This window comes from Mesorhizobium sp. B4-1-4 (assembly GCF_006439395.2).
In the GTDB taxonomy this organism is placed as follows: domain Bacteria; phylum Pseudomonadota; class Alphaproteobacteria; order Rhizobiales; family Rhizobiaceae; genus Mesorhizobium.
Genome location: NZ_CP083950.1, coordinates 4387863 through 4409296 on the forward strand (window position 1 = coordinate 4387863; position 21434 = coordinate 4409296).

23 protein-coding genes and 1 pseudogene are annotated in these 21434 nt (G+C 62.7%); 11 read left to right on the plus strand and 13 right to left on the minus strand.

Annotated elements, in window-relative coordinates; translation table 11 throughout:
* Position 1: 1 nt before the first annotated feature.
* Both FJW03_RS21030 and FJW03_RS21035 read right to left on the minus strand, forming a co-directional pair.
* Entirely contained in the window at positions 2 to 622 is a 621-nt protein-coding gene (locus tag FJW03_RS21030; RefSeq protein WP_140765946.1) for an alpha/beta hydrolase, read from the minus strand.
* Between the two features lie 4 nt (positions 623 to 626).
* On the minus strand, positions 627 to 1559 hold the full coding sequence (locus FJW03_RS21035; RefSeq protein ID WP_140698523.1) for a VOC family protein: 933 nt from the start codon (positions 1557 to 1559) through the stop codon (positions 627 to 629).
* A gap of 228 nt (positions 1560 to 1787) precedes the next feature.
* On the opposite strand from FJW03_RS21035, the gene FJW03_RS21040 reads away from it, so the two are divergent.
* Complete coding sequence (locus FJW03_RS21040) at positions 1788 to 3365, plus strand: alkaline phosphatase family protein (RefSeq protein WP_140765948.1); 1578 nt, start codon at positions 1788 to 1790, stop codon at positions 3363 to 3365.
* 76 nt (positions 3366 to 3441) lie between these two features.
* Here FJW03_RS21040 and FJW03_RS21045 read toward each other — a convergent pair whose 3' ends face one another.
* Entirely contained in the window at positions 3442 to 4725 is a 1284-nt protein-coding gene (locus tag FJW03_RS21045) for a PRC-barrel domain-containing protein (protein WP_140608835.1), read from the minus strand.
* A gap of 274 nt (positions 4726 to 4999) precedes the next feature.
* Here FJW03_RS21045 and FJW03_RS21050 point away from each other — a divergent pair, with 274 nt between their 5' ends.
* Positions 5000 to 5920 carry a diacylglycerol/lipid kinase family protein gene (locus tag FJW03_RS21050; RefSeq protein WP_140765950.1) on the plus strand — a complete coding sequence of 307 codons (921 nt, stop codon included), beginning with the start codon at positions 5000 to 5002 and terminating at the stop codon, positions 5918 to 5920.
* A 29-nt stretch (positions 5921 to 5949) separates the two neighbouring features.
* On the opposite strand, the gene FJW03_RS21055 is transcribed toward FJW03_RS21050, so the two are convergent.
* Positions 5950 to 6123 (minus strand): hypothetical protein, encoded by a 174-nt coding sequence (locus FJW03_RS21055; RefSeq protein ID WP_140608839.1) that lies wholly within the window; start codon positions 6121 to 6123, stop codon positions 5950 to 5952.
* Positions 6124 to 6260: 137 nt separating this feature from the next.
* Between FJW03_RS21055 and FJW03_RS21060 the strand changes: the two are divergent.
* Positions 6261 to 7792: pseudogene (locus FJW03_RS21060) on the plus strand (sensor histidine kinase).
* Between the two features lie 35 nt (positions 7793 to 7827).
* On the opposite strand, the gene FJW03_RS21065 reads toward FJW03_RS21060, so the two are convergent.
* Positions 7828 to 8286 carry a hypothetical protein gene (locus tag FJW03_RS21065; RefSeq protein WP_140765951.1) on the minus strand — a complete coding sequence of 153 codons (459 nt, stop codon included), beginning with the start codon at positions 8284 to 8286 and terminating at the stop codon, positions 7828 to 7830.
* Between the two features lie 11 nt (positions 8287 to 8297).
* Positions 8298 to 8624, minus strand: coding sequence for a DUF883 family protein (locus FJW03_RS21070; RefSeq protein WP_140608845.1), 327 nt, complete (start codon positions 8622 to 8624; stop codon positions 8298 to 8300).
* 267 nt (positions 8625 to 8891) lie between these two features.
* On the opposite strand from FJW03_RS21070, the gene FJW03_RS21075 reads away from it, so the two are divergent.
* Positions 8892 to 9395 (plus strand): response regulator, encoded by a 504-nt coding sequence (locus FJW03_RS21075; RefSeq protein WP_140608846.1) that lies wholly within the window; start codon positions 8892 to 8894, stop codon positions 9393 to 9395.
* Here FJW03_RS21075 and FJW03_RS21080 read toward each other — a convergent pair.
* Together FJW03_RS21080 and FJW03_RS21085 are read right to left on the minus strand one after the other, a co-directional pair.
* Complete coding sequence (locus FJW03_RS21080; protein ID WP_013892668.1) at positions 9373 to 9924, minus strand: sigma-70 family RNA polymerase sigma factor; 552 nt, start codon at positions 9922 to 9924, stop codon at positions 9373 to 9375. The genes FJW03_RS21075 and FJW03_RS21080 overlap by 23 nt on opposite strands.
* Positions 9925 to 9928: 4 nt before the next feature.
* Positions 9929 to 10132 (minus strand): NepR family anti-sigma factor, encoded by a 204-nt coding sequence (locus tag FJW03_RS21085; protein ID WP_140608848.1) that lies wholly within the window; start codon positions 10130 to 10132, stop codon positions 9929 to 9931.
* Positions 10133 to 10352: 220 nt separating this feature from the next.
* Here FJW03_RS21085 and FJW03_RS21090 point away from each other — a divergent pair, with 220 nt between their 5' ends.
* The 6 genes from FJW03_RS21090 (at position 10353) to FJW03_RS21115 (ending at position 13874) form a co-directional block, all read left to right on the plus strand.
* Positions 10353 to 11147 (plus strand): response regulator, encoded by a 795-nt coding sequence (locus tag FJW03_RS21090; RefSeq protein WP_140608850.1) that lies wholly within the window; start codon positions 10353 to 10355, stop codon positions 11145 to 11147.
* Positions 11148 to 11338: 191 nt separating this feature from the next.
* Entirely contained in the window at positions 11339 to 11503 is a 165-nt protein-coding gene (locus FJW03_RS21095; RefSeq protein ID WP_010911886.1) for a DUF1328 domain-containing protein, read from the plus strand.
* 185 nt (positions 11504 to 11688) lie between these two features.
* Positions 11689 to 12723, plus strand: coding sequence for a sensor histidine kinase (locus tag FJW03_RS21100; RefSeq protein WP_140765953.1), 1035 nt, complete (start codon positions 11689 to 11691; stop codon positions 12721 to 12723).
* Positions 12724 to 12856: 133 nt separating this feature from the next.
* Positions 12857 to 13039: a hypothetical protein gene (locus FJW03_RS21105; protein WP_226890422.1), complete on the plus strand. Its 183-nt coding sequence runs from the start codon at positions 12857 to 12859 to the stop codon at positions 13037 to 13039.
* Between the two features lie 179 nt (positions 13040 to 13218).
* Positions 13219 to 13545 carry a hypothetical protein gene (locus FJW03_RS21110; protein WP_140608854.1) on the plus strand — a complete coding sequence of 109 codons (327 nt, stop codon included), beginning with the start codon at positions 13219 to 13221 and terminating at the stop codon, positions 13543 to 13545.
* 83 nt (positions 13546 to 13628) lie between these two features.
* Entirely contained in the window at positions 13629 to 13874 is a 246-nt protein-coding gene (locus FJW03_RS21115; RefSeq protein WP_140608856.1) for a YMGG-like glycine zipper-containing protein, read from the plus strand.
* Between the two features lie 92 nt (positions 13875 to 13966).
* On the opposite strand, the gene FJW03_RS21120 is transcribed toward FJW03_RS21115, so the two are convergent.
* The 4 genes from FJW03_RS21120 to xylF all read right to left on the minus strand — a co-directional run bounded on the left by FJW03_RS21120 (position 13967) and on the right by xylF (position 19190).
* The gene (locus FJW03_RS21120; RefSeq protein WP_140765955.1) at positions 13967 to 15589 is read right to left on the minus strand and encodes a CHASE domain-containing protein; all 1623 of its coding nucleotides are present in this window, start codon (positions 15587 to 15589) and stop codon (positions 13967 to 13969) included.
* A 150-nt stretch (positions 15590 to 15739) separates the two neighbouring features.
* The gene (locus FJW03_RS21125) at positions 15740 to 16540 is read right to left on the minus strand and encodes an ATP-binding cassette domain-containing protein (protein ID WP_140765957.1); all 801 of its coding nucleotides are present in this window, start codon (positions 16538 to 16540) and stop codon (positions 15740 to 15742) included.
* Positions 16541 to 16551: 11 nt separating this feature from the next.
* Positions 16552 to 17907 (minus strand): sugar ABC transporter permease, encoded by a 1356-nt coding sequence (locus FJW03_RS21130; RefSeq protein WP_140765959.1) that lies wholly within the window; start codon positions 17905 to 17907, stop codon positions 16552 to 16554.
* Positions 17908 to 18149: 242 nt separating this feature from the next.
* Positions 18150 to 19190 (minus strand): D-xylose ABC transporter substrate-binding protein, encoded by a 1041-nt coding sequence (gene xylF, locus FJW03_RS21135; RefSeq protein WP_140743024.1) that lies wholly within the window; start codon positions 19188 to 19190, stop codon positions 18150 to 18152.
* 268 nt (positions 19191 to 19458) lie between these two features.
* Here xylF and FJW03_RS21140 point away from each other — a divergent pair, with 268 nt between their 5' ends.
* Positions 19459 to 20703, plus strand: coding sequence for an ROK family protein (locus tag FJW03_RS21140; RefSeq protein WP_140698489.1), 1245 nt, complete (start codon positions 19459 to 19461; stop codon positions 20701 to 20703).
* A 12-nt stretch (positions 20704 to 20715) separates the two neighbouring features.
* Here the strand turns inward: FJW03_RS21140 and phoB are convergent, their stop codons facing one another.
* Positions 20716 to 21405, minus strand: a complete 690-nt coding sequence (gene phoB / locus FJW03_RS21145) for a phosphate regulon transcriptional regulator PhoB (protein WP_032917568.1) — start codon at positions 21403 to 21405, stop codon at positions 20716 to 20718.
* Positions 21406 to 21434: the final 29 nt, after the last annotated feature.

A 21434-nucleotide genomic window follows, 5' to 3' on the forward strand; every position in this document is an offset into this window, starting at 1 on the left:
TCTACACTCCTTGGGCGACACCGGCAAAAAGCCGCCGCGCCGCCTCGATTTCATTTGGCCGCACCTCGTGCCCGCCTTCGTGCCACTCCACTGTGACATCGGCACCATTGGCACGCAAATAGGCTTCGAGCCGCGCCGTCAAGTTCGGCGGGCAGATCGGATCGCGCTTGCCAGTGGTCAGCAGGATGTGGCGGCCGGCAAGGCTGCCTTTGACCTCCGGCTCGAACGGGATCAGCGGATGCATCAGCACCGAAGCGTCGAACAGCTCAGGGGCTTCGAACACCAGAGCCGCCAGGATATTGGCGCCATTGGAATAGCCAAGGCCGTAGACCGCCGAGGGCTTCGCCGCCTCGACATGCGCTTTGACGAAATCGGCCATCTTCCCGGTCGCTCGAGCAAGATCGTCCATGTCGTAGACACCCTCGCTGGTGCGGCGGAAAAAGCGCGCCGCGCCATACTCCGACACATCGCCGCGGGGCGAGACGATGGTAGCCTGGGGCGCGAGATCGTGCCCCAGCGAGACGAGCTGATTCTCGTCACCGCCCGTGCCGTGGAAGACGAACAGCAAGGGACCGCCCGGCGAACCGGGCAGGCTCTTATAGGTGTAAGCGTCCTTGCTCATTGCTTCAGCCTTCCAGCTTCTGCAAATGCTGTTCGAGATAGGGCCGCAGATGCTGATGCTGCGTCGGCAGTTTCAGCGCTTCGCCCAGATGCGCGGTGTCCTCGTCGCGGTCGAAACCCGGCTCGTTGGTGGCGACCTCGAACAGCACGCCACCCGGCGTGCGGAAATAGATCGCCCAGAAGTAATCGCGGTCGATCACCGGCGTGACCCCATAGCCTGTGTCCGTCAACGCCTTGCGCACTTCGAGCTGCTTGGCGCGGTTCTCGACCGCGAAAGCGACATGGTGGACGGAGCCGGCGCCGAGATCGGCGAAGGCCGCGGTCGGCAGCGATTCGATATCGACGACATCGGCGCCGTTGCCGTTCCTCACGGCGAGCCGACTGACATTGCCTGATGTCTCGATCTCTTCGTAGCCCATGAATTTCAGGAGCTCCTCGGTGGCGCCGCCATCCTTCAGCCTGAGCGAAACCGAGTGAAAGCCACGGATCGCTTCGTCAGCGGGAACACCGCCCTTCACCCAGGGCGCGCGGCCGTCGGCCTTATCCTCGACGAGCGCGAAACCATCGCCATCGGGACCGGTAAATTTGAGCCGCTTCTCGCCAAAGCTCTCCTCATGGGAAACACCGGTCACGCCTTCGTCGATGAACCGCTTTTCCCAATAGTCGAGCGTGCCCTCCGGCACGGAGTAAACGGTGGTGCCGACTTCGCCGACGCCATGACGGCCCTTGCCGATGTTGGGAAACGGAAAATAGGTCATCACCGAGCCGGGCGTGCCGACCTCGTCGCCGTAATAGAGATGATAGACGTCTGGTGCGTCGAAATTGACGGTCTTCTTGACCCGGCGCAGGCCGAGCTTGTGGGTGAAGAAATCATTGTTCTGTCGGGCATCCCCAGCCATCGAGGTGACGTGATGCAGACCCTTGATCTGGTCGAGCATTGTCTTGGCTCCTTCCCTTCTGTTCGTGCGGCCCTGGCCGCTGTCCATGCCAATATGAGGGCAGGCCTGCTTGCGTCCAAGGCTGCAAACACAGCATGGACTGTGCTTTAAAAGTGAACAGCCGAAAGAGCTTTGTTCACCAATCAACTAGAGCCGGTGGTCTTGCGTTGGTGCCGGAAATCGGGTCCATGAATGGTACTCGGCCATGTCGGGACAAGGGTATCGCGAATGACAGGAAAAGCCAGGCGCCCGAACGTTCTCCTGATCACCTGCGACCAGTGGCGGGGGGATTGCCTGTCGGCCGCCGGCCACCCCGTGGTGAAGACGCCGAACGCCGACGCGCTGGCCGCCGAGGGCGTGCTGTTCAAGCGGCACTATGGCGGCGCGGCGCCCTGCTCGCCGGCGCGCGCCTGCCTCTATACCGGCCTCTATCAGATGAACAACCGCGTCTGCCGCAACGGCTCGCCGCTTGATGCCCGTCATGGCAACATCGCGCTGCACGCCCGAGCCCTCGGCTATGATCCGACGCTGTTCGGCTATACCGACATCGCGCTCGATCCCCGCCTGCTGGCGCCTGATGATCCAAGGTTGAAAAGCTACGAGGGCGTGCTGCCGGGTTTCACGGTGCGCCAGCTGCTGCCCGAACATCAGAAGCAATGGCTGTCCTGGCTGGCGCAGCAGGGCATCGATGCCAGCGCCGGATTTCCCGGCATCCACCGTCCTTTGGACGAGGAAGACGGCGCCGACGCAGTGACTGAGGCGCCGCCAATCTATTCGAAAGACCATACGCCGACGGCTTTCCTTGCCGGTGAGTTCATCCGCTGGCTCGGCGAGCAGGAGCAGGCCACGCCCTGGTTCGCGCATCTCTCCTTCATCAGCCCGCATCCACCCTTCATCGTACCGGAGCCCTACAACACGCTATACGATCCGGCCGATGGCCCCACTTTTCACCGCGCGTCGAGTTGGCGGGCTGAAGCCCAGAGCCATCCCTATCTCGCCTATGATCTTGGCCGGCAGAAACGGGCGAAGTTCCGCCCCGGCGCTACAGGCAAAGTGCACGACTGGAGCGAGGATGATTTCCGCACCATCCGGGCGATTTACTACGGCATGATCTCGGAAGTCGACGTACAGCTTGGCCGCGTATGGCAAGCGGTCAAGGCATCAGGCGCATGGGGCGATACCATCATCGTGCTCACTTCCGACCACGCCGAGATGATGGGTGACCATTTCATGCTGGGCAAGGGAGGCTATTTCGAGGGCGGCTACCACATACCGCTGATCATCCGCGACCCGCGTCACGGCAAGGCCGCCGGCAGCGCTGTCGATCGCTTCACCGAAGCGGTGGACATATTGCCTACGCTCGCGGATCTGCTTGGCGCGGCTCCCGAACCGCATCTCGATGGGTGCTCACTGAAACCATTCCTGAGCGGTGGAACCCCCGCGGTTTGGCGCGACGCCGCGCATTGGGAGTTCGATTTCCGCTCGATCGCGGACGGCGAAGCCGAGCAACACTTCGGCGTGTCCTCGCGTCAGTGCAACCTCGCCGTCATCCGCACCAAGAAATTCAAATACGTGCATTTTGGCGGCGGCTTGCCACCCTTGCTTTTCAACATGGAGGTGGACCCTGGCGAACTGACCAACCTCGCCACGAGCCCTGCACATCTGTCCACCCGGCTGGAGTTCGCCGAACGGTTGCTCGCCTGGCGGGCTGAACATCTCGACCAGTCTCTGGCGCTGGCGGAATTGACGGAGAATGGCGTTGCTGGGCATTTTGGAAGGGCGTGGGCAGTAGGCAGTAGGCAGTAGGCAGTAGGAAATCCCAAAACGCTGCTGCGCGCCAGACTTTCTCCACCTACTGCCCTACTGCCTATTCCCTGTTCCCTTACTTTACAACCATCCGCTGCTGGTCGCGGTTCTGCGCATAGCTGCCCTTGTCGTAGGCAGCCTGCGCCTGAAGCTGTTCCTTGGTGAAAGTGGTATAGAGGTATTTCTTGCCGTTCTTGTCGGTCATGAATTTCAAATTGTCCATGCCGACCGCCACTTCCTTCGCGCCGATGCCAAGGAAGCCGCCCACGTCGACGATAACCGCATCGGGCTTCTTGTCGGGTGTGAGCACGACATCCCCGATTGTTCCGACCTTGGCGTCGTTGGCGCCGTAGACGGTGGTGCCTTTCAGGTCGTCGGCCCTGATCTCGCCGACCGGCATCGCGGTCAGCGTCGATTTGTCGATGGCGGCCGTCTGTGTCTGGTCGGGCGCTGGCTGAGCCTCGGCTGTCTTGTTCGCCGGAGCGGCGGCAGGTGCCGTGGTGGTAGCCGGCGCAGTTGCCGCCGGTGCGTTGGAAGCGGTCGTCGCCGGTGCCGGATCATAGGCCTTGCGGTTGAAATCCGCCTGTGCCTGCAGCTCTTCCTTGGTGGTCTGCGCCACCAGCCAGCGCTCGCCGTTCTTTTCCGCCCACTGCGCCTTGTTGAAATCATAGGTTACGTTCTTTGCACCGAGCCCAAGGAACCCGCCTACGGCGATGACCAGGGATTGGGCTTTGCCTTCCTTGGACAGCACGATGTCGTTGACGCTGCCGATTTTCTGCGCGTCATCGCCGGTGCCGTTATAGACGGCCTTGTCGATGATGTTAGTCGCTAGGTTGCCCTCGGCGTGCTTCACCGGTTGGGCAGGCGCGGCATTCGTGTCGGCGGAATTTTGCGCGGTTGTCGCGGGCGCTGCCGCACCCGTCGAAGCAGGGGCCGGCGCATAGGCCTTGCTGTCGAACTCCGGCTGCGCCTTCAGTTCGTCCTTGCTTGTCTGTGCGACCAGCCAGCGGTCGCCGTTCTTCTCGGCCCACTGCAGCTTGTCATAATCGAAGGCGACATTCTTCGTGCCGACGCCCAGAAAGCCGCCGACGCCGATGACGACGGACTTCGCCATACCATCCTTGTCGAAGACGACATCGCTGACCTTGCCGATCTTCTCGGCGTTGTCGCTAGTGCCGTTATAGACGGATGCGCCAATGATGTTGGTGACGATGCTGCCTTCGGCGCGCGGAACCGGAGCTGCTGGTGCCGGCTGCTCAGCGGCGGGTGCGGCGGGTGCGGGAGTTGTCGCGCTCTGCGCGAAAGCGCCGGTCGCGATCAATGTCGCGAGGGCGGTGGTGGCAAAAAGGGTGCGGATCATGATGGTCTCCTCGTGATTTCGTGCACGCCGCGTCCGGTTGAACCATCGCAGGGAAGGCGCGGGCGCGGCGTCTTCTACAGGTTCACAACGTCGTGACCATGCTGTTGTTCCAAAAGACGCCCTGGCATTCGTTACCAACACGACGCTCATGGATGACAGCCGCCAAACGCAGCCGTAGGTCCCCGGCGCTGCCGGAACTTTTCCCGTTTCGCCGCGTTTTTGCCTTGGCTGGGCGCGTCCCGGTCGGCTTTTGGTTGAGCTTACGGAGCGGGGTATGAAATTTGCTGCGGTGCTGAACCAGGACGGCGGCACTTTGCGCACCACCGACCTCGCCGCTTTTTCCGACACGATGCGTCAGACGCTGGAAACGGCAGGCCACACTCTCAGCATAGACGTGGTCGCCGGCAAGGACGTAGCGAAAACTCTCGACCATGCCGTTTCGCGCCGCACCGTCGATGTTGTGCTGGCTGGTGGCGGTGACGGAACCATTTCAGCCGCGGCGGCCAGGTTGATGGGCAAGAAAAAGGCGCTTGCCATATTGCCCGCCGGCACCATGAACCTGTTCGCGCGTGGCCTGGGCATTCCGCAGTCGCTCGATGCCGCGCTGAAGTCCTTCGCCGACGGCGAAATCATCGCGGTCGACATGGCTACGGCCAACGGCCAGCCCTTCATCCATCAGTTCTCCATAGGCATGCATGCAAGGATGGTGCAGCTGCGCGAGAGGATGGAATTCGGTTCGCGCCTGGGAAAGATCGGCGCTTCGGCCAAGGCGGCCTGGGCGACGATCAAGAATCCGCCGGCCATGAACGTCACGCTCAGTATCGGCGAGGCCGAGATGACGGCGCGCATATCAGGCATCGGTGTCACCAACAACCTGTTCGGCGAAGGCCACCTGCCTTATGCGGACAATCCGGCGGGCGGCGTGCTCGGCATCTATGTCACGGTGGCGCAGCAACGCGCCGAGCTCGTCAAGTTCCTGTTCAACATGGCGCGCGGCAAATGGCGCGATAACGAGCATGTCGAAATCCATCAATCCGATCGGACGGTTCTGAAAATTCATTCCGGCAGCAGGAAGTTCCGTGCCGTCATGGATGGCGAACTGGTCAGGCTCGATCGTGAGACGATCATTGAAATCCAGCCTGGCGCGCTCAATGTCCTGGTGCCGGCCAGCATCGCCGAGGCAAAGGCCGCCTGATGCGATCTCAAACGACGGCGGCCGAAAATCTAGCCGCTTGGCGCACTTCCTTGCTCTGTCGCCGGGGTCTTGGCCACCTCGCCATAGATTTCGGCAATGCCCCAGGCCGCGAAGGCCAGAAGCAGCGCAGCGATCAGAATACGCAAACCGTGCCAGCCCCATCGCCCCTGACGCGCTTTGTTTTCGGGAATGATCTTGGTCATGGTCGGTCCTTGTCTCGTTTTGCACTACCGGGTGCATCCGGCAAATCACGGTCGGGTAACGGTTCCTTGCTAGGATGGTTCCGGAGACGCCTGGCCTGGCGGGCAAGACGGCGAAGGCCGGGACATTGGGGATTTGGGTGAATAGCAGGAGCGAAACAGGGCCGGGTCTGCCGGCCAAGGTTGCGCGCGCGGTGAGGGACGAAGACCGGCTGGCTGTGTTGCATGGGCTGGAGATGCTGGATACCGCGGCCGATCCGGATTTCGACCGCATCACCAGCCTTGCCGCGGCCGTGATGCACGTGCCGGTCGCGCTGGTCACGCTCGTCGATCTCGAACGGCAATGGTTCAAGTCCCGCTTCGGCCTGGACCAGACCGGGACCGCGACCAATATCTCCTTTTGCGCCCACACCATCCGGCTGGCGACGAACCCATGGTGGTGGCGGACGCAACGACGGATCCACGGTTCAGAGCCAACCCGCTGGTCACCGGCAAGCGTCATGTGCGCTTCTATGCCGGCGCTCCGATCATCGTCGCGGGCGCCAGGATCGGCACGCTGTGCGTGTTCGACCGCAAGCCTCACGCCTATCCATCCCCGGCCAGGCTCGACCAGCTGAAGACTCTCGCCGGCCTTGCCGGCAGCCTGTTCACCTTGAAGGATGCGACCCGTAGCGGTGCTATCGCCGAGGCCGCGCTTGCGCGCGAGGAAAAACGGCGCGCCATCGCGCTCGACGCGGCCTCGCTCGCCAGCTGGGCATGGGACATCCGCAGCGACATGATCGAATGCGATGTCCGGCTGTCGGAACTATTCAACCTGCCGCGCTCGACCCGCCTGCGAGCACGCGACATCCTCGCCGCCATCGACCCGCGCGACGTCTACCAGACCGAAACCCGCTTTCGCGATGCCTTGACCGGCAGCGACGACTATTTCGGCGAATATCGCGTGAAAGGTTTTCATCCGCCGCGCTGGGTGGCGACACGCGGCCGTGTCATCGAGCGCGATGGCGACGGCAAGCCCACGCTGATCTTCGGCGTCAACTACGACATCTCCGAACGCAAGCTCGGCGAGGAGCGGCAGAGGCTTTTGCTGCGCGAACTCAACCACCGCGTCAAGAACACGCTGGCGACCGTCCAGGCGTTGGCGACTCAGACCGTGCGTCATGCCCGTCAGCCAAGCGAATTTCTCGAGGCTTTCGGGGCCCGGCTTCAGGCCCTGGGCATCGCCCACAATCTCTTGTCCGACCGCGAGTGGCGCGGTATCGGCATCCGCGAACTCGTCCAGATCGAGATCAGGCCGTTCGACGCGGCCGATCGGCCGCGTATCACCATCTCCGGCGCCGATCTGCTGCTGTCGCCCGATCAGGCCGTCGGCCTCGGCCTTATCCTGCACGAATTGGCCAGCAACGCGCTGCAATATGGATCTCTGTCGGTTGCATCCGGCAAGGTCGATCTCGACTGGAAGACACAGGGCAGGAAGGGCGCCCGGCGCCTGGTGCTGACCTGGCGCGAAAGCGGCGGCCCACGGGTTGCCCCGCCCGAGCGCCACGGCTTTGGTTCGATCCTCATCCGCCGCAGCCTGGCCAAGGTCATTTCAAGCGAAGTGACCCATGAATTCCGGCCCGAAGGCGTATTCGCCGCAATATCGATGCCGCTGGAAGATCTGTCTAAGTGACTGACTGGCCATGATCGCGGGACTGAGCGGCGGCGTCATTTCCGCCCCCTGGCCTCCGGATCGTCGGGCTTCACGTTCTCGCGGTAGATGGCATAGGCCACAAGTGCCGCGGCCGGACCCAGAATGACGCCGAGGCCGCCTTTTCCCTTAATCAATGCCGGCAGCACCGCAAGTGCGGCCGTGATCCCGATCGCCTTCATATCGGCAGTGCGCCGCCTTGCCTCGCGGCGAGCACGGGCACCGGCCATCAAGCGATGGCTCAGAAGCACGAGCCCGGCGATCACCAGGAAACCGATGCCGAAACCGAGTGCCGCCACCTGTGATCCATAGCGGGCGGCGACCCAGATATAGGCTGCCCCGACCAGAAAGCCGAGACCGCAGAGCGCCGCCAGCGCGGCAAGCGCATAGACGATGGCCGCCGTACGCGCGCGGCGTATGGCGGCCATGGTTTCACCGGAGGCGAAACCCGAAAGCAGGGATGTCAGCAGTCCCATCTGCGGCGGAACTAGCGGCGCGCGAGCAGCGCGAAGAGGAAGCCGACGCCGGCGGCGATCGCCAGGGACGTCACGGGCTTTTCCCGAACGCTTGCAACGATCTGGGCCTCGATATCCCTTGCGTTGCCGCGCAGGCTGTCGAAGGCCGCTTCACCCTGAGCGCGCAACTGCTCGACGCCTTCCGCCGCCGCACGGCGCGCTGTGCCATAGCCATCTTCGCCGGTCTTGGCCAACTGCTTGGTGAGCTTGTTGATATCGGCCTTCAACTGCCTGATGTCGGCTTCGAGATCCGAATTCGCCCGTGCCTCGTTGGCGGTTTTCCCTGCGGCGGTTGCCATTGCTTAACTCCTTGTGATTGCTCGATTTCAAACGCGCCGTGCGTCTCAAGGTTCCGACGTTGGGACAAACTAGCCGAAAACCTCCCGGCGCGCATCCATCTGCCAGGGATTAGCCGCATCAGATCAGTGGGCGGCGGCCCCCGCCCAGCCCTTCCCAGCCGGCGAGCTGCTTGAGCGCTTTCGTTGTCGACCCCCTCTTCGAAAGCCTGCCAGCCGGCAGGTCCGGTTTCAATCGCTTGCCAGGGATCGGATCCCGCCGCTCGCGGCATGTCTTTTTTAAATGACAACGCGCCAAATTGCGATCATGACTCAGGACGTCTCATGGAGCGATTGCCTGTGCCTCACTTGCTTGACGGATTACGAATTCTTGTCCTGGAGGACGAATTCCTCATTGCCATGGAGGTGGAGCAGCTTTGCCGCGACCATGGTGCCAACGAAGTGGTGGTTGCCCGCGACCTGACCGAGGTCGATGGCCGAAAGATCGCACTGCAATTCGACGTGGCCATCGTCGATCTGATGCTGGGTGGCGCCTCGACGCTCGAATTCGCCGCCGGCTTGCGGGAAACAGGCGTCCCGTTCGTCTTTGCCTCCGGCTATTCGGATGCGCACGAGATCCAGGTATCCTTTCCTGAAGTGAGGCTGGTCTCCAAACCCTATTCAGGCCAAGATCTCGTCGAAGCGGTGGCACTGGCTTACGGACGTGGCTCCCCTGGTGTCGAGACCGATACGGCCGCGTCCGGATCGCGCTTCAATGTGCAGCCGTCCCGGTGACCTGAGTTGAGATCGCATCGGGGCCATATTCGTCTTCGCCGGAGATTTTGAGAATTTCCTGCAGCCGTGTGCGGGCTCTGCTGACGCGGCTCTTGATCGTTCCGACCGCGCAGCCGCAGATTTCGGCGGCCTCTTCATAGGAGAAGCCCGACGCACCGATGAGGATGATGGCCTCACGCTGGTCCTCCGGAAGCTGCTCGAGAGCGCCCCGAAAATCCTTGAGGTCGAGTTGACCGTGTTGGGCCGGATGCACCGCGAGCCTGGCCGTCATGATGCCGTCGCTGTCCTGCACTTCGCGGCCGCGCTTGCGCATTTGCGAATAGAATTCATTGCGCAGAATCGTGAAAAGCCAGGCTTTGAGATTGGTGCCGGGCTGGAAGCTCTCATGCTTGTCCCAGGCTTTGACCAGCGTTTCCTGAACGAGGTCGTCGGCCTTGTCGGCATTCTGCGTCAGCGACACGGCAAACGCCCGCAAGCTTGGTATTGCCCCAAGCAGATCGGTCTTGAAGCCTTGGGAGACCGCTGCCATGCCCTCAGTCCTTTTTCTGCGCGGGTTCGGTCTGCTCCAGTTGGCTGAGCAACCGGGCAAAGCGATCCGGCACATCGTCGGACACCAACTCGTCATAATACTGTTTGAGTTTTCGCCCGATTTCGGAATTCGGCCCCAATGGATCGCCGACCCCGTTCCGGCGCCTGCCCGCGGCGCCAGCCAAAATATCTTTCGTCATATTCTTCATTTTGCCCTTATATTCCCAGCACCGAAGCCGCCCTTATTCAACTCAACACAAGGCGAACGGCCCCCCGTGTGGTTGCCCATCCCGTCGTCAAACGCCGTCGTCGCCCATTCGTTCCATATCGCGCGGAACTTTTTCGGAATGGCTGCGTTGTACCCGTGGGACTTGCATGCAGCTTGACCTGCGATTCAGTCAAACGCGTCATCTGAGGGAGACGTCCATCATGAGCTTATCCGCTACCATCGCTCCGCATCTGCCATTCCTGCGCCGCTTCTCGCGTGCCGTCTCGGGATCGCAAGAGAGCGGCGACGCGCTGGTCGCCGCCATGCTCGAGGCCATCATTGCCGATATCGACATCTTCCCGGAGGCATCGAGCGACCGCATCGCCTTGTACAAGGTTTTCGCCAAGCTCTTCACCTCGGTCGCCATCCGCGTGCCGCAGGAGCAGGCACAATCGGCGTGGGAGCAACGCGCGGCCGCCAATCTCAATGCGATCGCGCCGCTTCCCCGCCAGGCTTTCCTGCTGGTTGCGGTGGAAGGCTTCAGCGAGGACGAGGCCGCCGAGATACTCGACGTCGGCGAACAGGAGTTCTCCGAATTGCTTGCCCAGGCAAGCGATGAGATTTCCCGCCAGGTGGCAACCGACGTGCTGATCATCGAGGACGAGCCGCTGATCGCCATGGACATAGAAGAGATGGTCGAGAGCCTCGGCCATCGTGTCGTCGGCACGGCGCGCACCCACGCCGAAGCGGTGACGATGTTCGGCAAGACGCGGCCGAAGATGGTGCTGGCCGACATCCAGCTCGCCGACGGCAGTTCAGGCATCGAGGCGGTCAACGAAATCCTGTCGTCGACCTCCGTGCCGGTTATCTTCATAACCGCCTTTCCGGAGCGCCTCCTGACCGGCGAGCGCCCCGAACCGGCCTTCCTGGTGACCAAGCCTTTCAATCCCGACATGGTCAAGGCGCTGATCAGCCAGGCGCTGTTCTTCGACCGTCAGGCTAAGGCCGCCGCGTAGGATCAGGGCTTCGCGGATCTGATCGGACAGTATGACTGCGAGGGCCGCCCGATGTGATGCATCGGGCGGCCCTTTGCGGTCCTTATCGGCGAATTGATCCGAACCATTGCACGCATCGTCTTTTTCGGCAAAGGGTGGAACAATCCGCAGCCACCCACGTTTTGTCAGCATCATTCGGAAGGAGAAGAGCCATGCTTTACTGGGCGCTCGTATTTCTCGTCGTAGCAATCATCGCCGGCGCGCTTGGTTTTGGCGGCATCGCCGGTACATCTGCTGGGATCGCGCAGATATTGTTCTTCATCTTTCTCGCCTTCCTGGTCATTTCGCTTCTTGCCGGCCTGTTCAGGCGGGCGTGAACGCTCCATCCAGGCGAACACTGGAAGCCGCACCCCTCAAACGGTTTCCAGCCACCGCCGGGCGGTATCCTTTCAAAGGGACACCGTCCGGCGGACCGATTTTGGAGGCCGGCTTTCGACAAATTTCATGGGGAACCCATTTGACGGTGAGCCGTTCAGCCTGAGGTGGGTGGACAGATGGACCGATGCGCTCCAGGACTCCAGATAAAACGGAAAGCGCACGAAGCGACGAGGTCATTGCCCTGCATCCGGCAGAAAGCGGCATGCAGCTTGGCCGGGCTTTACTCCACGCCCTCTACAATGCTGGAATCTCGGTCCTTTATCAGGATCGCGAGATGAAGACCGTCTGGGCCCGCAACATGCGTGCGCCCTGGGTTTCGGACAATACCGATAGCAACGGCATCCTGCCGCTGGCGCAGACCGACCGCATCAGCGCCGCCAAGCGCGATGTGGTCGTGACTGGCAATCCTCAGCACCTTGAGATCAGTATGCCGGTCGAGAACGGCGTGCGCTGGTTCCAGGTTTGGGTTGATGCCGACCGGGGCGACGACGGCGACGTGCAAGGTGTAGTCACCACCATGGTCGAGACGACCGAGCAGAAACGGCGCGAACAGACGCTGACAACGCTTCTGCGCGAAGTCAGCCACCGCTCAAAGAACCTCCTGGCGATCATCCAGAGCATCGCGACCCAGACCGGTCGCTATTCCGATGGCATCAGCGACTTCCTGACGCGTTTTCGCGGCCGGCTGCAGTCGCTGGCTTCTTCCCAGGATCTGGTGACATCCTCCAACTGGCGCGGCGCGGCGCTCCATGAGTTGGTGGCGAGCCAGGTCGGCCGCTACGAGACGAACACACCGCATAGCCTTCGCTTCCGAGGCGCCAATCCCTACCTCAATCCAAACGCCGCGCTGCATATCGGCCTGGCGATGCATGAACTCGCGGTCAATTCGGTCAGCTACGGTGCCCTGTCCCGGCCGGATGGTTTCGTAGAGGTGACCGCCGATCTCAACACTGCCGCCACCGGTGAAGTTACCCTGTCACTCATATGGGCCGAAACCATTGGCACCAACGGCGGCCGAGGCAAGCAAAAGCGTTTCGGCAGCGTCGCGCTGGAACGGGTGGTGCCGGCATCCCTGAGTGGAACCGCGAGCCTCGACATCGCCGATGGCCATCTTGAATACCGCCTTACCGTTCCGCACAGCAACTTCGATACTCAATGAGCGGGCCACGACAAGCAGCGATTCTTAACCGGCTATTCACCATGAGAATGAATACTGTTTTTCTCAGGTACCAGCGGAACCTGCGGCCTTTTTGGACATTTCCGCAGGAGCATTTACAGCTCGGTACGGGAGGATGCCCTTGACGGTTGCCGACATGAACAGGCTGGAACAGGCCGCCCGAATTTCCATGGGCGAGTTTCTGGACCCTGAGACATCCGCGCAATCGCTTCCCGCTGCCCGCAACCGGTTACCGGACATCGTTGCATTGGCGCTGGTCGCGGCAATCCTCCTGACAGTGCTGTTCCAGTTCACCTGATCGCGATCGGCGTCCTGGCTGGGGGCCGGCTCGGATATGGTCTGGCCGCCGTTCCAACAGGTGACGGGGGCCATTGCGGAAATCTGTTGCTGGCGGGCCGGCATTATTCGCCTATCCCTGGGTAGAAAAGGAACTTTCTGGCGATGCGGTCCGTTGTTGTGGCGAGAGGATATTTCTCCATGGAACACATCGCCGCGTTGCTGCTGGTCATCGGTTGCACCAACTCGATGGCCGAGTGCCGTGAACTGCAGGTGCCGGTCAGCGTCTTCGCAACCGCCGACCAATGCACCGCCGAGCGTCCCTTCGCCATGGGCGACGTTCAGGGGCAGGCGCAGCACATCGTTGCCAAATGCCTGGCTGTCGATCCCGCGCTCGAGGATGACTACGACCAGATCGTCTGGAATGTGCGCCCTGATGGCAGCCTCGACGCTTCGCTGGCGATTTCCAGCCCCGTTATGGCATCTAACGCGGCGCGCCCAGAAAAAGACGACCTTAGCCAACAATAAATTCGAGCAGCAAAGACCGTTGTTTCATGCTAAATGGCGGTTGGAGTTTACTAAAGTGAGGACACAAAGTGAGGAGTGACTCTATGCGGAAAATGATTATTGCCATGGTTGCGGTGGTCGCGGTCAGCGGCTGTACCAGCACCGAAAAGGATGTGGCTGGCGGTACCTTGATTGGTGCCGGTATCGGCGGCCTGGTCGGCGGCGGCAAGGGCGCACTGGTCGGTGCGGCTGTTGGTGCCGGTTCCGGCCTTTTGGTGCGCAACCTGCGCAATGGCTACTGCCAATACCGTGATCGCCACGGCCGCATCTACACGGCGCGCTGCAACTAGTCAGCGACAACGGAATCCAGATCCGGAGGCCGGTATCGTGCCTCCGGATTTTCTTGACCGGCGATCTGTTGCTTGGCCTGGTGACGGCAGATTTAGCCGACCAGCGGAATTCTGATTTCCACCTTCAGACCATCGGCCTGAAAATCGCGTTTGATCGTGCCGCGCAGTTCGCGCGTGACATTGAGGTCGATCAGCTTGGTGCCGAATCCGGTTTCGGCCGGCGCCTCGATTTTCTTGTTTCCGGCCTCCCGCCAGTTGAGGGCCAGCGTCCGCTCGCGCCCGCGCCCTTCCAGCAGCCAGTCCACCTTGAGCGCGCCAACGGAATTGCCGGCTTCGCCGTATTTGAGCGCGTTGGTCGCCAGCTCATGGAAGGTCAGGCCAAGCGCCTGCGTCGTGGTCTCGTCGAGCAGCACCTCCGGGCCTGAGAGGAGCTCGTCGGGCAATTCCTTGCCGAAAACCTGACCGAGCTCGATGCGCAGGAGGTCGGCGAGATCGGCCTTCTGCCAGCGCGAGCGCGTCAGCATGTCCTGCGACGCAGCCATGGCCTGCAGCCTGGCCGAGAAGGATGCGGAAAACTCGTTGACATCGGTCGCCCGCGAAGCCGTCTGCCGCGCGATCGCCAGCACCCTGGTGATCGAATTCTTGATGCGATGCTTCATCTCCTGCAGCATCAGGTCCTTTTCGAGCAGGCTCTTTTCGGTCGTTTCGTGCAGGCGCGATACCGCCTCGTAGGCCCGCTCCTGATAGCGGGCCACCAGCGCGATGGCGCCCGCCAGCAGCAGGCCGAACAGCCCCAGCATCATCGGGATGGCGCGCGACGACGGTTGTGAGAAGGCGCTGGTCGGCCTGAACAGCACGGTCCACGGACGGCCGGCCACCGTGATCTTTCGGGTGACCAGCAGCCGGTCACCAAGGGCCGAAACCGGTGGCGTCTCCGACCGGAACAGCAGATTGTCGCCGTTCACCGCGCCGTCATAGATCTCGGTGTTGACCGGCAGCAGCGGCGCGCGGCTGAGCGCGATCTGGAACAGGTCGCGGGCCCGGAAGGCGGCGTAAAGAAAGCCCGCGGTCGAGGATCGCGATGCGTTGATGACCTCCGGTGCGGTTTCGACGTTGAGCCGCACGAAGACCAGGAAGCCGGTGAAGGTCTGCGCCACACCCGTGCCCTGGCCCAGTTGCACCAGCCCGCTCGCGTGCTGCTGGTCATCGGCCATTGCCTTCTCGATCGCCGCGCGCCGCACCGGTTCGCTGAACATATCGTAGCCGATGCTGGACTGGCTGGAGGGATCCAGCGGCTCGAAAAGCGTGATGGGCGCGCGCCAGGGCTGCGTCGAGGCCGGATAGACCGGATGGCTCGCGCCAAAATCGTGCAGGATATCGCGTTCGACCGCCGCTTCGTCGCCCGTCTTGACAAGCTGAAGGAAGCCGATGCCACCCAGGCCAGCGAAATTGTTGTCGATATCCAGCGCGTCGAAGAACGCCTTGAACTCGTTCTGGGAGATGTCGCCATTGCGGGCATCGAACAGGGCCTGCGTCGACCGCAGCAGCGACAGATGCAGGTCGATCCGGCTCTCGATCCGGTTGAGTGCGTCGTCGGCCGCCGCTTCGAACTTGATGCGGGCGGCTTCCTGCGTCGCGAAATAGGCGAACCCAGCCATGGTCATGCTGATCAGCGCAACGGCGATGAACGCAACGATTGGAAAAAGTCTCTTCAACGGATGATGCGGTCCATGGGCAATACCGGACCTTTATGGGCAAGTCGCCGGGCCAACACAATGGCCAGGCCAAGCCATCGCGATCACTGGCATATCACATGAGCGGCAACGCGGGCCTGGTCCGCCAATGCCGGGCGCGACCGATAGGCCTCAGGCGGCGATCTTCAGCGCACCCGGTCCGGGAATGGCGCCAGGAGGACATTTGCCCAGGATGATCATGCCGAGCACCTCGTCCTGGGTTACATCCGTGGTACGCGCGGTGCCGACGACCTGGCCGTTCTTCATCACGCAGACCCGGTCGGCCAGTTCGAACACATCGTGGATGTCGTGGCTGATCAGGAAGATGCCGATGCCATCGGACTTGAGCTGCCTGACCAGTTCGCCGACCTGTGCCGTTTCCTGGGGCCCAAGCGCCGCGGTCGGCTCGTCCATGATCAGGATGCGGGCGTTGAACAGGATCGCGCGTGCGATCGCCACCGACTGCCGCTGCCCACCTGACAGCTTTATGACCGGCTCCTTGAAGCGCTGGAAGCGGGGATTGAGGCGCCCCATCACCTTGCGCGCCTCGGCCTCCATCGCAACGTCGTCGAGCGTGCCCCAGGCGGTCATCAGCTCGCGGCCGAGAAACAAATTGGCGGCGGAGTCGACATTGTCGGCCAGCGCCAGCGTCTGGTAGATCGTCTCGATGCCGTATTTCTTGGCATCGCGCGGGTTGGTGATCGTGGCTTCCTCGCCATTGACGAATATCTGCCCGGCGTCGCGCTTGTAGGCGCCGGAGAGGATCTTGATCAGCGTCGACTTGCCGGCGCCGTTGTGGCCGAGCAGCGCCACGACCTCGCCGGGGAAAAGATCGATCGAGGCGTCATCGACGGCCCGGATGCCGCCAAAGGCGATCGAGATGTTGCGCATGTCGACCAGCGGCGGGCCGGCGGGAGCGTTTTTGTCAGCCATGATCGTATCCTCTAAACCCGCTTGCGATAGACGGTGTCGAGCCAGACGGCGATGACCAGCACGGCGCCGACGACGATGCTCTGCAGCGGCGAGTCGACACCGAGCAGCACCATGCCGGATTGCAGCGACTGCATCAGCAGCGCGCCAAGCATGGCGCCGATGATCGTTCCCGAACCGCCGGCCAGCGACGTGCCGCCGATGACGGCCGCGGCGATGACGAGCAGCTCGTCCAATGTTCCAAGCACATTGGTGGACGAGTTTTGCCGGGCGGACGAAATCGCGGCTGCGATCGTGGCCAGCACGCCCATGATCATGAACACCTTCATGGTGATCCAGCGCGTGTTGATGCCGGCGAGATTGGCGGCCTCCGGATTGCCGCCGATGGCAAAGACATAGCGGCCGAAACGGGTGCGGTTGGTGATGAAGGTCATGATCAGCCCGACCGCAACCGCCATCAGCACCGGAATGGCGACGCCGTGAGCGATGAACAGGCCGCCCTCGGGCACGGTGATGTTGTTGGCGGCGGCGTATCTGTTCACGATGCCGATCGGCCACGGATAGGAGTTGGCCAGCCACACCGCGCCCATGATGGCGGCGCAGGTGACGGCGCCAAGCAGCGTCTCGGCCCAGATCGGGCGCAGCGGGAAACGGAAGCGCTTGCGTTGCACCCGCCCGTTGAAAAGCGCAAACACCACGGCGAGGCAGGCGACGATGCCGATGATCCAGCTCCAGGTGGCGCCGACCGATCCGGCCGGCCCGCCTCCCATCAGCTGGAAGGTGGCGTCGAGCGGCGCCACGGTCTGGCCGCTGGTGACCCACCAGGCAGCGCCGCGCCAGACCAGCAGACCGCCCAGCGTGACGATGAAGGCCGGCACTTCGAGATAGGCGATGATGAAGCCCTGGAAGGCGCCGATCAGCAGGCCCAGCACCAGGCCAATGACAAGCGCGAGCACCCAGATCCACGGATTGCCGAGTTCAAGCCCGACGAACCGAACCAGGAAATGCACCTGGGCAAAACCCATGACCATGCCGATCAGGCCCTCGGCCGAGCCGACGGACAGGTCGATGTTGCGCATGACGATGACCAGCACCATGCCGCAGGCCATGATGGCGACCGCGGAGCTTTGTACGGAGAGGTTCCATAGATTGCGCGGCGTGAGGAAGGTGCGGCTGTCGAAATCGAGCGGATTGACGCCCAGACGCAGGCTCGAAATCACGTGCAGCCCCACCCAGATCAGCAACAGGGCGCCGATCATGCCGAGCATGCGGGTGTCGATCTCGGTTGCCTTCAGGAAGCGGGCGACCGCGCCGAGTTCCGAGGCGCGTGCGGTATCGACCTGCGGCGGGTTGGACGTCGTGTCGGTCATGATTTCCTCCCACTGGCCGCCGTCTGGCGCGGACGCCGGAGCCCAGCCTAGAAGCTATCCGCCTGATGCGGAAACACAAATCTTTTTGAGAAAACGCCGCGGCTTTGAGGCAATTCCAGGAAAGTGCGTGGCGGTTTCCGTCCGGAATTGCGGGAAACAATGGGCTGGAACGGTTCAGCGATTCAAGAAACACTGAAACGTTCCAGGGCCGCGGCGTCTATATCTGAGAGAAACAGGCCAGCTTAGTTGCAGGCCGCGACGGTGCCGGCGGCGACGCCCGCGCAGACTTCGTCCTTCTTGATCCAGCCGGCATCGATGACGACGTTGAGATTGTCCTTGGTGATGGCGACCGGGGTCAGGAACAGCGACTTGACGGTGTTGCCGCCAGGCGTCGTGAAGTCCTTCACGCCGGCGATGTCGGTCATCTTCTTGCCGTCGGCCAGCTGCGAGGCGATCTCGGCGGCATTCCTACCGAGCTCGCGCGCGTCCTTCCACACCGACACGGTCTGAGTGCCGAGCGCGATGCGGTTCAGCGCGGCATGGTCGCCGTCCTGGCCCGACACCGGCACGGTGCCGGCAAGGCCTTGCGCGGTCAGCGCCGCGACGACACCGCCGGCGGTGCCGTCATTGGCGGCGACCACGGCGTCGACCTTGTTGTCGTTGGCGGTCAGGAACTGCTCCATGTTCTTCTGGGCGTTGGCTGGCAGCCAGCCGTCTGTATAGGCCTCGCCGACATTCTTGATCTTGCCGCTGTCGATGGCCGGCTTGAGCACTTCCATCGAGCCCGAGAACAGGAAGTCGGCATTCGGATCGGCGCCCGAGCCCTTGATGAAGACATAGTTGCCTTCCGGCTTGACCTTGAACACCGCGCGGGCCTGCATGCGGCCGACTTCCTTGTTGTCGAAGGTCAGGTAGAAGACGTCCTTGTTCTCGATCAGGCGGTCATAGCCAACGACCGGAATGCCTTCGTCCAGCGCCTTCTGGACGGCCGGGCCGATGGCCGAGGCATCCTGCGCCAGGATGATCAGCGAATTGGCGCCCTGCGAGATCAGACTCTCGACATCGGTGAGCTGCTTGCCCGGATTGGACTGCGCGTCGGCGGAGATGTACTTGTCGCCTGCGGCCTCGATTGCCTTCTTCATGGCGGCCTCGTCGGTCTTCCAGCGCTCTTCCTGGAAGTTGGACCAAGAAACGCCGATGACCTTGCCCTTCGCCTGCGCGACCGACGCGAGCGTCAGTGACATGGCGACACCCGCCAGGATGGCGACTGCGAATCTCTTCATGATATCCTCCCTGCGCCGCGTATGGCGCGACCAAACTGACCCGAAGGCCGGCACAAAGGCTCTATTTTTTCGAGCCTCAAAAAAAATAGTGATGCATCGCCGGAAGGCTGTCAACAATGATTCTGATGGATTTTGAGGGCCGAGAACTTTTTTCGAGCCCCGCAATAAATAAATGACATCGCCGGCCGCTTCTGCCAGTATTTGATCTGTTGCCGCAGTGTTCGAGGGGCACGACGAGCCGCGGCGACCGGGAGGATATTGGAAAGGCATGTCGGTCGGAATCCGCCACGACGATCTGCGCCGGCGCAACCGCGCAATGGTGATTGCGGCCGTGCGCCGGGCCGGCCAGCCCTCGCGCACCGAAATCGCCGCGACCACCGGCCTCAGCCACTCCACCATATCGGCGATTTCCTCCGATCTGATCGGCGAAGGTATCCTGGCCGAAGGCAAGCCGAGCGAGGCCGGCGCGCTCAAACGCGGCAGGCCGCAGGTCGGGCTTGGCCTCAATCCGGAAGCCGCAACGGTGATGACCGTGGTGCTGTCGCTGAATTTCCTGTCCGTCGCCGTCATCGACTATGCCGGCCAGGTCATATCAGAGGAACAGCGCCGGCTGGACACGCTGACCATGTCGCGCGATGCACTGATCGGCGAATGCGTCGCCATCGTGCGGCGGCGCCTGGAGGATCCCGACCTCGACGTGCGCAGCGTCGCCCGCATCGCGCTGGCGATCCAGGGCATCACCGACACCGATGCCCGGGCAATGCTGTGGTCGCCCATCACGCCGCAGACCGACATCGCCTTCGCCGACATACTCGAAGCCGAGTTCGGCATCCCCGCCACCGTGGAGAATGACTGCAACATGATGGCGGTGGCGCTGCGCTGGCGCGATCCGGAGCGTTACCGCGACGACTTCATCGCCATTCTCCTTTCGCACGGTATCGGCATGGGCCTGGTGCTGAAGGGCGAGCTCTTCACCGGCACCCATTCCTCGGGCGGCGAATTCGGCCACATGATCCATCGGCCAGGCGGCGCGCTCTGCCGCTGCGGGCGGCGCGGCTGCGTCGAAGCCTATGCCGGCAATTACGCCATCTGGCGCAACGCCAGGCAGCTCAGCGAGGACACCGAGCCGGTCGCCGATGTCAGCGACGCGCAGATGCGGGCGCTGGCGGCGACGGCGCGGCAAACGGACGGGCCCGAGCGCGAGGCCTACCGCAGGGCCGGCGAGGCGCTGGGCTACGGCCTCGGCAGCCTGTTCGCGCTGATCGATCCCGCCCCCGTCGCCATGGTCGGCGTCAGCGCCGCCGCCTTCGACCTGATCGAGCCGGCATTGCGCGAGGCCATCGCCCAGACCGCCGGCGGCCAGCACTCGAAATCGATTTCCTTCGACACCGAGCCCAACGAGTTGCCGCTGATCCGCGAGGGCTGCGCCATGCGGGCGCTGACCTTCGTCGACCAGGAGATTTTCGCGCCGGGCATGCAGGCGAAAGCCGGCTCCGGGAAGAACGTGGCCTGAATAAAGTCGCGCTCAATCCTCGCGGATTGCATACCCCGCACCACGAATGGTGCGGATGACGTCGGGCATGCGGCCGTTATTGACCGCCTTGCGCAACCGGCCGACATGCACGTCCACCGTGCGCTCGTCGATATAGATCGTCTCCCCCCAGACATTGTCGAGCAGCTGGCTGCGCGAGAACACCCGGCCGGGATGACGCATCATGAATTCGAGCAGGCGGAATTCGGTCGGCCCGAGCCGGATCTCGCTCTTCTTGCGGTAGACGCGATGTGATTCGCGGTCGAGCACGATGTCGCCCACCTTGAGCACGCTGGACAGCACTTCCGGCTTGGCGCGGCGCAGCAGCGCCTTGACCCTGGCCATGAATTCCGGTGTCGAGAACGGCTTGACCAGATAATCGTCGGCGCCGGTCGAAAGGCCGCGCACGCGGTCGCTTTCCTCGCCGCGCGCCGTCAGCATGATGATCGGCAGCCGCTCGGTCTCGGGCCGCATCCTTAGCCGGCGACAGAGTTCGATGCCGGACACAGCCGGCACCATCCAGTCGAGCACCAGGAGGTCGGGGACGTTCTCCTGCAGGCGAATCTCCGCCTCGTCGCCGCGCGGGACCACCTCGACCTGGTAGCCTTCCGATTCCAGATTGTAGCGGAGGAGCACGCCGAGTGGCTCCTCATCCTCCACCACCATGATGCGTGGCGCGATCATCGACTGGTCACCTCTAAGGCAATTCCAGG